The following is a 16,309-nucleotide window of genomic DNA, read 5'->3' on the forward strand; positions in this document are numbered from 1 at the left end:
GGGCTTGTTCCTGTTTTGACACTTTAAATCGAATTGCTGTTTGTAAACCCCCTTTACAGTTTTTATCCATTCGTATTTTGTTACAAATTAATTGTACTTTTTAACCTAAAAAACGAAGTGAACATCACCCTAAAAATACGGTATTTGGTCGCTAATTTATTGAAGCTTGCCGATATTTTTGTCAAAGTACGCTCACAAAATTATATTAGGACTAACAATGAAAAAAATAGGTCTTACGCTAAGTGCTTTAGTGTTGCCATTGGCAATATCGAGTGCAGCTATGGCGTCTTCGGTTGAGCAAACAAAAGGTTCTTTTGTTGATAAATTTCGTCAATTAGACGAAGCGCTGCCAACTCCAAACGTTTATCGTAGTGCCGCTGGCGAACCGGGTGAAAAATACTGGCAGCAACAAGTTAATTACGATATTGATGTAAAGCTAGATGAAAAAAAGCACCGTATTACGGGTAGCCAAAACATCGAATACAAAAATAACTCTCCACATACGCTTAAATATTTATGGTTGCAGTTAGATCAAAATATTTTTAAAAGTGACTCAATTGCCGAAACAACGAAAACGTTTAAAAGCACTTTAGAAAGCTTACCAGCTCAAAAGCCCGCTAAATTAAGTTTAGGCGAGCTACGTCGTCAACAGTTTATGAGCGACAACGAACTGGGTTATACAATTAGTGGCGTTAAAGATGACGACGGTAAAGAACTACGTGTAACGGTAGTTGATACCCTAATGCGCATCGATTTAAACGAGCCATTAAAACCAGGTAAAGAAGTCGAATTTAGCATGAACTTTGCCTTCAACATTGTTGAAGAAGATGCAGTGGGTGCACGTTCTGGTTACGAGCACTTTGAAGAAGACGGCAACGACATATTCTTAATTGCACAGTGGTTTCCTCGTTTAGCGGCTTATACCGATTACGAAGCATGGACAAACAAACCATTTTTAGGTTCTGGTGAATTTACGCTTGAGTTTGGTGACTACGATGTAGAGATTACCGTTCCTGCGGATCACATTGTATCGGCTACTGGTAAGCTTGATAATGCGAGCAAAGTACTTACAAGTACTCAACGTAAACGTTTAAAGCAAGCTGAAACATCTAAACGCCCTGTGTTTATTGTTAACGCAGAAGAAGCGCTAGAAAACGAAAAAGAAGGCACTGACAAAACTAAAACATGGCACTTTAAAGCAGAAAACGTACGTGACTTTGCTTGGGCGTCGTCTCGTAAATTTATGTGGGATGCAAAAGGCTATCAGCAAGGTGGCGATGTTCAACCTTTAGTTATGGCAATGTCGTTTTTCCCTAAAGAAGGTGGCGACTTATGGGAGAAGTACTCAACTGAAGCGGTAGTACACACAATGGAAGTGTACTCTAAGTATTCTTTTGACTACCCATACCCAACAGCTCAATCAGTAAATGGCCCTGTTGGCGGTATGGAATACCCAATGATTACCTTTAACGGTCCGCGTACTAAGTTGCAAGATGATGGTACACGTACTTATTCTCAAGCTGAAAAGCGCTTTTTACTTGGCGTAGTTATTCATGAAGTGGGACATTTTTACTTCCCAATGATTGTTAACTCAGATGAACGCCAATGGACGTGGATGGATGAAGGCTTAAATAGCTTTTTAGATGGGGTTGCTGGTCGTGAATGGGATCCAACTATTCCTTGGGGTGTTGAGCCTCGCGATATCGTAAGCTACATGAAGTCTGAAAACCAAGTACCTGTTATGACTCAGTCAGACAGCGTATTACGCTTAGGGCCTAATGCGTATACTAAACCTGCAGCCGCACTTAATATTTTACGTGAAGTAATTTTAGGTCGTGACTTATTCGACTTTGCATTTAAAGAGTATGCTCAGCGCTGGAAATACAAGCGCCCTACCCCAGCTGATTTTTTCCGTACCATGGAAGAAGCTTCTGGTGTTGATTTAGATTGGTTTTGGCGCGGTTGGTTTTACACCACAGATCATGTAGATATCTCGTTAGATAAAGTATATCAACTACGTTTAGACACTAAAAACCCTGATATTGACTACAACCGTTTACGCGACATTGAAGCAGACAAGCCTACGTCATTATTTGTTGAGCGTAACCGTGCAGAAGGTAAAAAAACATGGGTTGAGCAAAATACTGATGTTACCGACTTTTATGACGAAAACGACCGCTTTACTGTAACCAATAAAGAACGTAACTCGTACAATAAGTTTTTAAAAGGCTTAGAGCCGTGGGAGCGTAAAACGCTTGACCGTGCAGTAAGTGAAGATAAAAACTACTACGTTATGGAATTTTCAAACCTAGGTGGTTTGGTAATGCCTATTTTATTAGAACTAACGTATGAAGATGGTACTAAAGAAGAGCGTTATATTCCTGCTGAAATTTGGCGTCGTAATTATAAAAATGTTCAAAAGCTAATTGTTACCGATAAAAACAAGCCGCTTGTATCAGTAACTGTTGATCCAGGCTGGGAAACAGCTGACGTAGATGTAGAGAATAATAACTACCCTCGTCGTATTATTCCTTCACGTATAGAAGTGTACAAAAAGGAAAAGAGTAAAGCTAAGGTGAGTCGCGATATCATGCAAGATATTAAAACTGAACTTAAAACTGATGATAAAAAAGACGAAAAGGATGACGGTGAGGAGCAGCAATAATGCGCTTTTTGCTTATTATTGTTTGCCTTTTAGTTGCTGCGCCAAGTATGGCGCATCAACTAAAGTCGTCAGTTACAACCGTGCTTTTTAATAAACGTACGCATAATGTTGAATTAATGCATCGCTTTTATTTACACGATACCGAACATGCCGTAGGTACACTATTTAAAGGCAAAATCGATATTATTAATAATAAAGCCGATCAGCTTCGTTTTGCTAAGTATGTTGAATCGCATGTTGCTCTACAAACACTAAGTGGTGAGCCTTTAGCGCTTAGCTTTGTAGGGGCACAAGTTGATGGTAAGTTTTTTTGGGTTTACCAAGAAGCACCAATTCCTGAAAACATTGAAGGAATTAAAATGAGTAATGGCGCACTTCGTGATTTATGGCCATCTCAGGTAAATATGGTAAACGTTGAGGGCAAAGGTAAGATTAAAACCCTAAACTTTACCCAAGATGATACTTGGCTCGAAGCCCGCTTTGAGCAAAATTAATAGTTAAAACTTCCCCAACCGACGCGCACAGCAGTTTATGTGCGCGTTTTCTTCATACGTTTAAACTGCGTTCATATTTGATCTGTTATTTGTAAATTTACGTAAAAATTGGTAGTTCAATTTGTATATTTACCTTTTTTTGCGCATGATATATCAGGCACTTAAATTACTTTATTATCAATAGATTGATAATGGTGCGTATTAATATTTAAATATAGTTAGTTTCATTTATCCCTTTGTATTTACCGGCCTAGGGCATAAGCAGTAGAGAATTTTATGTTTAAATTTCATTTAGTAATAACTAAATTCAGGGAATGATATGACTACTCAGGTTGAGGCTATTTTTGGAGTAATTTTTGATTTAGATGGGACATTGGTTTCATCAGAATTAGATTTTGCATTAATTAAGGCCCAAATAGGTTGCCCTTGCGAGCAAGATTTACTTGATTATATTGCTCAGTTTCCCTCACCGTATATGCGTGAAGAGGCAATGAATATAGTTCACCAACACGAATTAATAGACGCTCAACATGCCACTATTTTACCCGGCGTGAGTGAAGCTATTCATGCTTTAAAAGCCAAAAATATCCCCATGGCAATTGTTACTCGAAATTTTGATAAAGCAGCGGCAATTAAATTACAAAATAATCCACTCCCTATCAGCACAGTTTTAACGCGAAGCGATGCCCCAGCAAAACCCGATCCCAGCGCTTTAAATGCCATTGCTACACTTTGGAACATTAACGCCAGAAATTTACTTTATGTAGGCGATTACCTTTACGATATTCAAGCTGCGCATAATGCAAACATGCGAGCATGTTTATATGCTCCAGAGTCAACGCCAGCCTATGCAGACCAAGCTGATTACGTTTTACATGACTTTATTGAATTAGTGACATTGGTTGAGAGTTACTCTAAAAAAATAGAGTTATGTTAAATAGCGTACTATTAAATTTATTTAAGAATAAGTGCTACGTTATTTAAATTACAAAATAACGTTTGTTCCTAGCCCAATACGTTTTGAATTGGTAAAATACCGCAAAACGTAACGTATTCATTAGGGGCACAAAATGGGCAGAGCATTTGTAGTTCGTCAAAGTTCTATGATCAAAACAGCCAATGCAAAAACAAAAGTAAACTCAAAGTATGGTAAAGAGATTTACGTTGCAGCAAAAAGTGGCGATCCCGATCCCGAAGTAAATCAAACACTACGCCGTCTAATCGAAAAAGCTAAAAAAGACCAGGTTCCGGCGCACGTTATCGAAAAAGCAATTGAAAAAGCAGCCGGTGGCGCAGGAGAAGATTACTCTGTTGCCCGTTATGAAGGCTATGGCCCTGGTAACTGCATGGTTATTGTTGACTGTTTAACTGACAATCCAAACCGTACTATTAAAGATGTACGCTTACCGTTTACTAAAACAGACTCAAAAATTGGTACTCCTGGCTGTGTAGCACATATGTTTGATCATTATGCGGTACTTGGCTTTGCAGGCGATGACGACGAAGTTGTGCTAGAAGCGCTAATGATGGCTGATGTAGATGTGAGTGATGTTGAAGCCGAGGACGGTAAAATATCGGTATTTGCACCGCCAACAGAATACTTTAAAGCTAAAACGGCCCTTGAAGACGCATTTGAAGGCATTAACTTTGAAGTAGACGAAATTACGTTTATTCCTCAAGTTAATATTGAAATTGAAGACGAAGAAGTTATTGCTAACTTTGATAAGTTTATAAATATGCTTGAAGATTGTGACGATGTACAAAATATTTATCACAATGCTATTGTAAAAAATTAGATTTAATTCGCTAAAAGCTTTAAAAAGCGTGTTTTGTGTAAGCAAAACGCGCTTTTTTACGTTTGAATAAATGTTAGATATTCATGTGTATTATCTATATACCTTTAAAATGCCTTAAAAGTGCTGTTATTCTAATTTTAGGCGATAAAAAACCAGCTTAAAAGCTGGTTTAGTACTTAATTTGAACGTTAGTTAAGCGGTTAAAGCGTATTCGTTTTTTGCGCTTTGTACTTTATACGGTAGCTGTGTAGTAGTGGTTCAGTGTAACCACTAGGTTGTGTTACGCCCTCTAGAACTAATGCAAGTGCAGCTTGATAGGCAATGCTGTTAGTAAGGGTTTCTTCGTTTGTTGCCATGGGTGTATACGCAGTGTCGTGTTCGTTTTGACCATCAACCACTTTGGCCATTTTAGCCATTGTTGATTCTATTTGCGCCTTTGAGCACACGCCATTTAGCAACCAATTAGCCATATGCTGGCTTGAAATACGCAGTGTTGCTCTGTCTTCCATTAATCCAATGTGGTTAATGTCGGGTACTTTAGAGCAGCCTACGCCCTGATCAATCCAACGTACAACGTAACCTAAAATACCTTGTGCATTGTTTTCAAGCTCACTTTGAATATCTTCTTTTGAAAGCGTTTTAGGGTCTGCCATTAATGGCGGTGTAAGCAGGTCATTAAGGCTTGCAATAGTGCGTTTAGCTATACTTTGCTGCTCAGTAAATACGTTTACATCGTGATAATGCATTGCATGCAGGGTAGCGGCTGTAGGGGAGGGCACCCATGCTGTATTAGCGCCTGATTTAGGATGCGCTAGTTTTTGCTCCATCATTAATGCCATTTTATCTGGCATTGGCCACATGCCTTTACCAATTTGTGCTTTATGACTTAAGCCACAAGCAAGGCCAATATCGACGTTGCGATCCTCATATGCGCTTATCCATGGTTGCTGTTTAATCTGTGCTTTTGGTAGTACAACACCCGCTTGCATAGAGGTATGAATTTCATCGCCGGTTCTATCTAAAAATCCGGTGTTAATAAATACCACACGCTCTTTAGCTGCATGAATACAGGCTTTTAGGTTTACAGATGTACGGCGTTCTTCATCCATAATACCCATTTTAAGGGTGTTTTTAGGTAAGCTTAACGCTTCCTCTACTAAGCTAAATAAAGTGTTAGTAAACGTCACTTCTTCAGGGCCGTGCATTTTCGGTTTTACTATATTGATACTTTGCGCGCTGGTATTTTTTATACCTGTTTTTTTGTTTAAGTCGTGCAGGGCAGCGGTGGCAGTAAACATCGCATCCATAATACCTTCAAATACCGGTTGATTGTACACGTCGGTAATAGCAGGATTCGTCATTAAATGGCCAACGTTTCTAACAAACATCATGCTGCGGCCTTTTAAAGTAACTGTGCCGCCATCAAGTGCGGTGTATATTTTATCACTTTGTAGGGTACGCTCTACGGTTTTATCGCCTTTTTTAAACGATTCAACAAGGTTACCTTGCATCAAACCAAGCCAATTTTTATAAACCTGTACTTTATCCTCTGCATCTACTGCAGCTACTGAATCTTCACAATCCATAATGGTTGTGAGTGCCGCTTCTAATACCACATCTTTTAAGCCAGCTTTATCAGCTTGACCAATAAGGTGGTGGTGATCGATATGGAGTTCTATGTGTAAGTCATTGTTTTTTAATAACACTACAGTAGGATTTTGCGCTTCACCTTGATAGCCAATAAGCTGAGATGGATTGGATAATGTGGTTTGAGAACTGTCACGCAACGTAATTAAAAGTGCGCCATCAACCACCGAATAGTTAGTACTCTCTATGTGTGAGCCGTTTTTAAGTGGCAATGCTTTATCTAAAAACTGACGAGCGTAAGCCATTACTTTAAAACCACGTACTGGGTTGTATGTAGTGCCTTTTTCGGCGCCATCGTCTTCGCTTAACACATCAGTGCCGTATAAAGCGTCGTATAACGAACCCCAACGTGCGTTAGCGGCATTAAGTGCAAAGCGTGCGTTACTTACAGGCACAACCAACTGAGGCCCTGCTGTAAGCGCTACCTCGGGTTCTACATTTTGAGTTTCAATCTTAAAGTTGGCAGGCTCTTTTACTAAATAACCAATATCTTGCAAAAAGGCGTAATACCTAGCGCTATCCCACGTTTTGTTAGCAAGATGATAGTCATCTATTTGCTTTTGAAGCAGTTCTCGCTTTTCAAGCAGCGCTTTATTTGTAGGGGTAAGTGTTTGCACTATATGTGCAAAGTTTTGCCAAAACTGCTGTTCACTTAAATGCGTGCCAGGGAGTAATTGGTTTTTAACGAAATCAGCAAGTTGTGTGTCTACGCTGAGTCCTGAATGTGTGAGAGTGTGGGACATAATTGCCTTCCTTAAACGGTCGCGATGTTGTTGTGTGCTTGTGCGTTAAGGCAACAATAACTCAAAAAAGCAATATTGAGTGCTTTTTAGCCATTCACAAAATGTATAGCCGCAATAATAACTATAAATTTACTAAATCTAAAAAATGAGCCTAATGTTGAATCAAGCGAAACGGAGCACACACTCCTAGCCACTCTCACAACATTTAAATAATTTACACACTCGTTCGAAGGATTTTATTATGACAACATATCAACGCGAAACAGACACTCTTTCTACTCTTTGCCAATCTCAAGGCAGCCCATGGAAAGCTATTAACCCTGAATACGCAAGCCGTATGCGTTTACAAAACCGCTTTCGTACTGGGATTGAAATTGCGCAATACACAGCAGACGTAATGCGTGAAGATATGGCTGCATATGACGCAGACACAAGCCAGTACACACAGTCTTTGGGGTGTTGGCATGGTTTTACTGCCCAACAAATGATGATGGCTATTAAGCGCCACCAAAAAACAACTAAACGCAGCTATGTGTACTTAAGTGGCTGGATGGTTGCAGCGCTTCGCTCTGCATTTGGCCCGCTGCCAGATCAAAGCATGCACGAAAAAACGTCGGTTCCTGCATTAATTGAAGAAATTTACACATTTTTAAAGCAAGCTGATGCACGTGAACTAGACCACTTATTTAATGACCTAGATGCAGCAAAAGCGAATGGCGGTGACGTTCAAGCGGTTATTGACAAAATAGACAACTTTGAAACCCATGTTGTGCCAATTATTGCTGATATTGATGCAGGCTTTGGTAACGAAGAAGCAACTTATTTACTCGCTAAAAAAATGATTGAAGCCGGTGCGTGTGCCATTCAAATAGAAAACCAAGTATCTGACGCTAAACAATGTGGTCACCAAGCGGGTAAAGTTACCGTACCGCACGAAGACTTTTTAGCAAAAATTAATGCAGTACGTTACGCCTTTTTAGAACTCGGTATTGATAACGGTATTATTGTGGCACGTACCGACTCACTAGGTGCCAGCCTTACTCAAAAGGTACCTGTGTCGCAAACTCCTGGTGACTTAGCAAGCCAGTACAACGCATTTTTAGAAACTACGCCAATTAACGGTGTTGATGACTTAAATGAAGGCGACACAGCAATGAAAATTAATGGCCAGTTATGTAAACCAACTCGCCTAGATAACGGTTTATTTCAATTCCGCGAAGGCACTGAAAAAGACCGCGTAGTTCTAGATTGTATTACGAGCTTGCAGTCGGGCGCTGATTTACTGTGGATTGAAACAGAAAAACCACATGTTAAACAAATCGCTGAGCTGGTAAATCGTGTTAAAGAACACGTGCCAAATGCAAAACTGGTATACAACAACTCGCCTTCGTTTAACTGGACGCTTAAGTTCCGTGAGCAAGTGTACCAAGAGTGGCAAGAAGCTGGCCGTGACTTAAGTGCTTACCCAAGCCTTGGCGACAACAAAGGCTTAATGGCTCCAGAAATGGATGCAACAGAGCTTGCGCAAGCAGCCGATTTACTAGTACAAAACTTCCAACGCGATGGCGCACGTGAAGCGGGTATTTTCCATCACTTAATTACTCTGCCTACGTACCATACAACTGCGCTAAGCACTGATATTTTATCGGAAGGATATTTTGGCGACATGGGTATGCTGGCGTACGTACGTGATGTACAACGCCAAGAGATTCGCCGTGAACAAGCATCTGTTAAGCACCAAGATTTAGCGGGTTCTAACATGGGCGATACACACAAAGAATATTTCTCTGGTGATAACGCGCTTAAAGCCGGTGGTGAAGATAACACCATGAACCAATTTTAATTCCTAACTAGATAGTGTTACTCAAGGGCCAATAGGCCCTTTTTTATTGTTTTAATTTTTAGATCAGATTTTAACTAACTAAATCATGTTGGATCACTATTTAACTACCTGAGTAAATTTACAGATCAGAGTTTAACTAACCTTTCATAAAATGACCTTTTTTAGGTGATTTTGCTGTAAATAGCGTTTACAACAACTAAAAAAAGCGGATAAGTGACTGATTTTTGCTTTAATAGACAAACGAATGGAATTTATAAACCGATTTTTTACTAACTTCTCGTTGCTATAAAACAAAATTTTACTAACTGAGAGGGTATAAACAGTGACTCAAACCGATTTTTTACCAACTCAAGTTACAAAAAATCCTATAAACCGAAATTTTACTAACTGAGGTTTTAGCTAAGTCCGATATTTAATTGTCACAGAAGTGTAAAGGGGGTTTACAGTTTGAATACTACAGCAGTGAATACAAAAGCCACTTATTTAAAGTGGCTTTTATTTGAGCTATAAATTTATTATCCAGAGTTTATTTCGTGTGCTTATCAAACCACCATTGAATATAGGCAACTTTGGTCATTAAGTTTGATGGGCGGGTTGTAATACCATGCGATGCATTAGGAATTCGCACCATTGCAGTATCAACGCCTTGTAGTTTTAATGCTTGATAAAACTGCTCAGTTTCTGATATTGGTGTACGGTAGTCAGATTCTCCAGTAAGCAGCATGGTTGGTGTGGTTACATTACCAACGTAACTAATAGGTGAGCGTTTCATGTAATGCTCAATATAATCCCATGGTTTACCCGGAAACCAGTAATCAGCAAAAAATGGATAAAAGTCAGCAGTTAGTACAAAGCTGATCCAATTAATAACAGGTTTAGCAACCACCGCAGCAGCAAAGCGATCGGTATGACCTACAATCCACGCTGTTAATACGCCGCCGCCAGAGCCTCCAGTTACAAACAACTTAGACTCATCAATAAAGCCCTTCGCTATTAGCGCATCAACTCCCGCCATTAAGTCGTCAAAGTCGTTACTTGGGTAATTATGATGAATGGTTTGTGCAAACTCTTTACCATATGAATCACTGCCGCGTGGATTCATGTATAAGACGATATTTCCCTTTGCTGCAAACAGTTGAATTTCAGCGCTAAAGTGCGGACCGTAATTAGCGACAGGGCCGCCGTGTATTTCTAGTATTAGCGGATACTTTTTACTGCTATCAAAACCTGGTGGGTAAGCAATCCAACCTTGAATTGGTAGCTCATCGTGGCTTGATTTAATCCAAATTTCTTCCACTTTAGCCAAAGCTTTATCAGCCAGCGCATCATTATTAAGGGTAGTTAAACGCTGCGCTTTACCGCGTTTAATGGTTGCTATGTCAGCAGGGCGCTGAGTATCGGCAAGGGTAAAAGCTACTTCGCCATCTTCGCTTACATCAAAGTCACCACCAGAATAAGGGCGGCCAAATGCAACGCTGCCAATTTGAGTTGTTATTACTTTGCGCTTACCGCTGCGTGGTTGATAGGCGAGGGTAGTTTGGCCTTTATCTGCGTAACTAAAGTAAACCCCTTTTGAGTTTGCACTCCATTTAATTTGCCCTACGCTACGGTCAAAATTTGGCGTTAAGCTAACTGTATCCCCAGATTTTAAATCACGAATGTAAAGCTGAGTATTTTCGTAATTAGTGCGTTTATCATCATAACCTGTGTACGCTAAGTAACGACCATCGGGAGAGATTTTAGGTTGCTCGTCAGGGCCTTCTCGGTTAGTAATTTCTGTTATTTTTTGCGAAGCCAAATCAAGTTTATAAACTTCACTATTAGTGGGTTTTAGCTGGTTGTTTGTGTGTCTGTTCGCAGAAAAATAAAGCGATTTACCATCTTTACTAAAACTAGCATCACCTGCGTTATCAAACTCATCATGAGTAAGTTGTTTAGCATTACCCCCGTTAGCATCTATAGCAAATAATTGGCTAAAACCTTTTTGTGTATAACCACCACCGTCTGAACGGTAATAAACATCGTCAATAAATTTAGCTGGTTCTGCCCACGTTGCCCCTTTAGGTTTTCCCGGTAAGCTTACTGGCGCTGAAGTAGCACTTGGAACAAACATGCTAAATATTAATTGGCTAGAATCAGGGCTCCACGTAATTGCACGCGGGCTATTGGTTAGATTACTAATTTTTGCCATAGCGCCTGTTTTAAGCCACTTAATATATATTTGGCTGCTGCCATCACGGGTTGATATAAACGCAAGGCGTTGACCATCAGGAGAGAGTACTGGCGAATAATCCATATGCACGCCAGAGGTTAATGGTTGCATTTGTTTGGTTTTGTAATCAACAGACCAAATATTACCCACTTTACGATCTGTTTTTATATCCATGCGGTTACGCACAAAATAAACAGTTTTACCGTCTTCGGTTATATCTATTTGATTGGCGTACTCTAAATTGAATACGTCTTGTAATTGCAGTGTATTTGTTTCAGCGTAGGCTAAATTGCTACACCCTAAAACGAGGCTACTACCAAAACTAAGAGCTAAAAGTTTTTTCATTTATGATCCCTGTTGTGATTTTTATCATTCTAAATGTATTTATATGTTAGCTAAGCAGGGATTAAAAGGGAGATGCGGTGAAGCTCTTGTAAAACTCTATGAGTTAAAGCTGTAAAGGGGGTTTACAGCTTATAATTTAAGGTTGTGTGAAAAGCCTAATTGGCTGAATTACACAGGGCTTTTATATCTTTTATAAGTGCTATGCCATCCGCGTTATCGCCATGTACACATAAGCTATATGCGTTGAGCGTTAGTTTTTTTCCTGAGCGAGTTGTTACACTACCATCGGATAAAAGCTGAGTTACTTGCTCTAATAATGCCTCTTTATTATGAACGCTGCCTTCAAGCGTTCGTGATACTAAATGCCCGTCATCGGTGTATTGCCTATCAGCAAAGGCCTCTAGTATTAGATCAACTCCTGAACTTTTAGCTATTTGAATATGCTTTTTGGCATTTTTAGTTGCTAAAACCATTAGTTTTAAATCGGTAGGGTAGTTGGCAATGGCATTTATAACGGTTTGTAATATTTGCTCATTAGCCATCATGTCGTTATAAAGTGCACCATGTGGTTTAACATAGCTAAGCGTTAAACCTTGTACTTTAGCCATCCCCTCAATAGCGGCTATTTGATAATGCAGACAATGTGTAAGCTCTTTTTCGCTAAGATTCATTGAGCGTCTACCAAAGCCTTGCTTATCGGGGTAACTTGGGTGAGCACCAATTTGTACATTATGCTGTTTGGTAAGTAGCAGCGTATTTGCCATTACGTCGGCGTCACCTGCATGGAATCCACAGGCAATGTTAGCCATATCAATATGTGGCATTACATCATCGTCTAGCCCCATTTTCCACGCGCCAAAACTTTCGCCTAAATCACAATTAAGTTTCATATTAGTGCGCCTTTTGCGGTTTTATAGTAACAGGCAGCACGCCATTAGCAGGCGCTTCGCCAAGTAATACTTTTGCAAGGGCGGTAAAAGCAGGCCCAGATACAATATCGTTTTTATCTACATCAATATTATATGCGTAAGATGCAAGTACAGCATTTGCATAATAACCAAATTTAGCAATGTCGTACGGTGCTCTTAGGCTTATAAAAATAGTGCTTTTATTTTCCTCTTTTGCCATATTTAATAATGACTCAAGTGCTTTTGGTTGCTCTGCATTATTAAGTGCAAAATTAGGGTCGTCTTTTAAATCATCCATACCGCCAATTTCGACCGCACTTTGATTAGGCGTTGCATTGCCGGCTATAACTATATCAGCAGCATGTATTTGTGCTTTTGCGAGTGCAGGGTTAAACCCTTGTAGGCTACTACAGGTATAGTTTAGTTTTTGCTGGCTGATAGCTTCAATTGCTTGCTCCATTGCCATACATTTACGCGTGTCGGGCATAATAATATGAACATTACTTCCTGCTTTTAAATTAAGCGGCAAAGTACTGTTATTATTTTTAACCTGCGTTATTGCCTCTACAGCAAGTTGCGCTTCTATTTCACGATGTGCTGCACTGCCAATAACCTGCTTAGCTTCAGTAAGCGCGGTAATAGGGTCAAAATTAGTGCTTAATCTAAATTTATTTTTAAGAGAGGTAATACGCATCGCAGATTGTGCGATTTCTTGCTCATCAAGTTGTTTTGATTTAACCGCTGCAACAAGCTCTTTAATAAGGTCATCGAGCTTATTTAAGTCATCGGGTGTTCTAATTTCAACGGGCATTAGGGCAATGTCAGCCCCAGCCGCAAACGTATTTATTACCGCTTGAGTTGGTGTAAAAAAGTTACTAATGCCAGCCATATCAAGCGCATCTGTTACTACAACACCTTGGTAATTAAGCTCTCCACGTAGAATATCAGTAATGATTGCGCGCGACATTGTTGCCGGTTTTATCATAGTTTTGCCATTAACACTTACAAACGTTGTGCTATCGAGCGCTGGATACTGAATATGCGCCGTCATGATCATGCCAGGGTTTTGCTTAGCGATAATGTGTTTAAACGGTGATAGGTCTTGCTCGTAAATAACCTCTTTTGCATGGTTTACTTGAGGCAGCCCAGTATGGCTATCTACATTTGTATCGCCATGCCCAGGAAAGTGCTTTAACGAAGTAATAACGCCGTTGTTTTCAAACCCTGCAACTTGAGCTGCGCCTAGTTTACTAACGAGTACTGGGTTTTCACCAAATGAGCGTACGTTAATAACAGGGTTATCGGGATTCATATTGACATCAACGGTAGGCGCATAATTTACATTGATACCCAGCGAGTTTAGCTCTTTAGCTATTACTGTTGCTGTTTTTGTGGCAAAGCTTGTACCGTGTTTTTTGTACGTTGCACCAATCGACATATTACCTGTAAATGATGTAGCAACGTCGCGTGGTAAACGCGCTACACGTCCACCTTCTTGATCTATTGATATAAATAAAGGCAGCTTACTACTGGACTTACTTGCAGCCGACTGTAATTGGCTATTAAGCGTAATGGTTTGCTCTATTGATTGAGTGTTTTCTGAAAATAAAATAACCCCACCAATATTATACTTTGTCACTATGTTTGCTAACTCACTTGGCAAACTAGTCATTGGCGTTCGGCATTGTTTACTCGCACCTTGCTCACAGTAGTAGCGAAAGTCGAGTATTAACTTTTGACCAAGCTGCTGTTCAAGAGAAAGTGTTGATTTAGCGAAAGAAGATTGTAATGGCATTAAACACCCAGATAAAAAAACGATAGACGATACAGCATACTTATTTAGCAAAACGCTCTCCAAAGCAAAGGTTTAGTCGTACTTATGTTATGCAAATATTTGTTTAGCTTAACTACTTTTGTAAACAACCGCAAAATCGATTGTTATAAAGGCTACAACATAAAAGCATTTAATTAAGTCAGCTGACTTAACTAATAAACACTTAAATGGGTATAATACTTAACTTCGTATAATACGCGCTGAATATTGTGCTTTGGGATGCAAGCTTTGCTATATAAATTATTACCTGCTTTAAATTTAAGATTCCTTATATTGCTACTCGCACTCTCTGCAGCACTGAGTACATTGGTAGGGAGTTTTTATTCTACTTACCAGGTTCAAAAAGAGCAGTTAACATCATACACGCTAAAAAGTAATTTAGCCTATGCTCAAAAACTAGCCTCTGCTACTGATAACTTTTTAAAGTCTGCGCTTCAGCAGCTTGAATACTCAGCTAAAATTATTGAACAATCACCAAATAACTCCAAATTATTAAACGATGAAGCTATTCGTTTAAATCAGCAAACTGATAGTTTTAACTCTGTTGTGATTAATTTACATGGCGTAATTGCTGCTACGTCACCTCGTTTAAAAAGTATAATAGGCCAACAAATACAATCCCCTGGTGCAATAGAAGCGTTAAAAGAAAAACGCCCATTAATTAGTGAGCCTTATTTATCGGCAGCCGATAATTTAATTGTTTTTATATCGCACCCGTTGTTTGATTTTGAGGGTAAGTATTTAGGGTATATTGGAGGCTCTCTTTATTTAAAAGAGAAAAATATTTTAAATGAGCTTCTAGAGCAGCATTACTATAAGGGTGGCTCATACCTTTTTGTTGTTAGCTCAAATAAGCGCATTTTATATCATCCAGAACCGTCAAGAATAGGTAACGTTGTTACTAATAATCGTGTAATTGACGCAGTTACAAATGGCGAAATGGGTACTTCAACCGTTATTAATAGCCTAAATAAACCAATGCTCGCAGGCTATGCACCCGTTACTTTAGCTAATTGGGGAATAGTGGCGCAAAGACCATTAAAATCAACGCTTTCCTCTCTTGATACATTAACTATTGAAGTGGTTAAACAAACAATACCAATGGCATTAGTCACGTTTATTTTTATTGGTTTATTTGCACACTTTATAGCAAGGCCACTAAAACGCTTAGCCGATAACGCAAATACACTCGACGATCCTTCAAGCTTAGAAAAGCTTAAAAATGTGAAGTCGTGGTATTTCGAAAGTCAAAAACTAAAATTAGCAATGTTAAGAGAAGTAACTTTATTACAAGCTAAAATTGGTGTGTTACGCCATGACTCACAAACAGATCCCTTAACAGATACGCATAACAGAAGAAGCTTAAACGGCTTACTTAACCAGCTTATGCTAAAGCAAACCCCGTTCGCTATATTAGAAATTGATATCGACTTTTTTAAGCGTGTTAACGATACTTTTGGGCATGACAAAGGCGACGAAACTTTAGTTTCGCTAACCAATATAATTAAAAAACTATCAAGAAAAGACGACATAGTATCGAGAATCGGTGGTGAAGAGTTTGTCCTTGTACTACCTAATGAAGATAGCCAAAGTGCCTTAAAAATCGCTGAGCGTTTACGTAAAACAGTAGAATCAACAGAGATGGACACTATTGGCAACATCACTATTTCTATAGGTATTGCAACTTGGCCTGAGCATAGTGCTGATATTGCCCAAGTATATAAATGTGCCGATAAAGCGCTATACCATGCTAAAGAGCATGGCCGTAACCAATGCGTAGTGGCCGAAATTAGCTAACCACAGCTTAGTTAAGTAATACTCT

Annotated in this window: 10 protein-coding genes; 6 read left to right on the forward strand and 4 right to left on the reverse strand. The window is 39.4% G+C overall.

All coding sequences use genetic code 11. The features are described 5' to 3' along the window. The first annotated feature begins 217 nt into the window (after nt 1-217). From I6F49_RS12210 to I6F49_RS12225, 4 genes are all read left to right on the forward strand, one after another. Complete coding sequence (locus I6F49_RS12210) at nt 218-2,665, forward strand: M1 family metallopeptidase (RefSeq protein ID WP_197180734.1); 2,448 nt, start codon at nt 218-220, stop codon at nt 2,663-2,665. Further along, nucleotides 2,665-3,159 (forward strand): DUF6702 family protein, encoded by a 495-nt coding sequence (locus tag I6F49_RS12215; RefSeq protein ID WP_166421452.1) that lies wholly within the window; start codon nt 2,665-2,667, stop codon nt 3,157-3,159. The genes I6F49_RS12210 and I6F49_RS12215 overlap by 1 nt, the downstream gene beginning before the upstream one ends. Nucleotides 3,160-3,478: 319 nt before the next feature. Then, entirely contained in the window at nt 3,479-4,096 is a 618-nt protein-coding gene (locus tag I6F49_RS12220) for an HAD family hydrolase (protein ID WP_197180736.1), read from the forward strand. 133 nt (nt 4,097-4,229) lie between these two features. Then, nucleotides 4,230-4,955: a YebC/PmpR family DNA-binding transcriptional regulator gene (locus I6F49_RS12225; protein ID WP_002959197.1), complete on the forward strand. Its 726-nt coding sequence runs from the start codon at nt 4,230-4,232 to the stop codon at nt 4,953-4,955. A 200-nt stretch (nt 4,956-5,155) separates the two neighbouring features. Here the strand turns inward: I6F49_RS12225 and I6F49_RS12230 are convergent, their stop codons facing one another. Then, the gene (locus I6F49_RS12230; RefSeq protein ID WP_197180738.1) at nt 5,156-7,345 is read right to left on the reverse strand and encodes a malate synthase G; all 2,190 of its coding nucleotides are present in this window, start codon (nt 7,343-7,345) and stop codon (nt 5,156-5,158) included. A 241-nt stretch (nt 7,346-7,586) separates the two neighbouring features. Here I6F49_RS12230 and I6F49_RS12235 point away from each other — a divergent pair, with 241 nt between their 5' ends. Continuing rightward, a complete protein-coding gene (locus tag I6F49_RS12235; RefSeq protein ID WP_197180740.1) occupies nt 7,587-9,188 on the forward strand; it encodes an isocitrate lyase in 1,602 nt (533 codons plus the stop codon). A gap of 526 nt (nt 9,189-9,714) precedes the next feature. Here I6F49_RS12235 and I6F49_RS12240 read toward each other — a convergent pair. The 3 genes from I6F49_RS12240 to I6F49_RS12250 all read right to left on the reverse strand — a co-directional run bounded on the left by I6F49_RS12240 (nt 9,715) and on the right by I6F49_RS12250 (nt 14,448). Next, complete coding sequence (locus I6F49_RS12240) at nt 9,715-11,745, reverse strand: S9 family peptidase (RefSeq protein ID WP_197180743.1); 2,031 nt, start codon at nt 11,743-11,745, stop codon at nt 9,715-9,717. Nucleotides 11,746-11,900: 155 nt separating this feature from the next. Continuing rightward, nucleotides 11,901-12,635, reverse strand: a complete 735-nt coding sequence (locus I6F49_RS12245) for a 5-oxoprolinase subunit PxpA (protein ID WP_197180746.1) — start codon at nt 12,633-12,635, stop codon at nt 11,901-11,903. Nucleotide 12,636: 1 nt separating this feature from the next. Next, the gene (locus tag I6F49_RS12250) at nt 12,637-14,448 is read right to left on the reverse strand and encodes a glycoside hydrolase family 3 protein (RefSeq protein ID WP_197180748.1); all 1,812 of its coding nucleotides are present in this window, start codon (nt 14,446-14,448) and stop codon (nt 12,637-12,639) included. Between the two features lie 312 nt (nt 14,449-14,760). Here I6F49_RS12250 and I6F49_RS12255 point away from each other — a divergent pair, with 312 nt between their 5' ends. Continuing rightward, nucleotides 14,761-16,284, forward strand: coding sequence for a sensor domain-containing diguanylate cyclase (locus I6F49_RS12255; protein WP_197180750.1), 1,524 nt, complete (start codon nt 14,761-14,763; stop codon nt 16,282-16,284). Nucleotides 16,285-16,309: the final 25 nt, after the last annotated feature.

This window comes from Pseudoalteromonas sp. SWN166 (assembly GCF_015864485.1).
GTDB lineage: Bacteria > Pseudomonadota > Gammaproteobacteria > Enterobacterales > Alteromonadaceae > Pseudoalteromonas.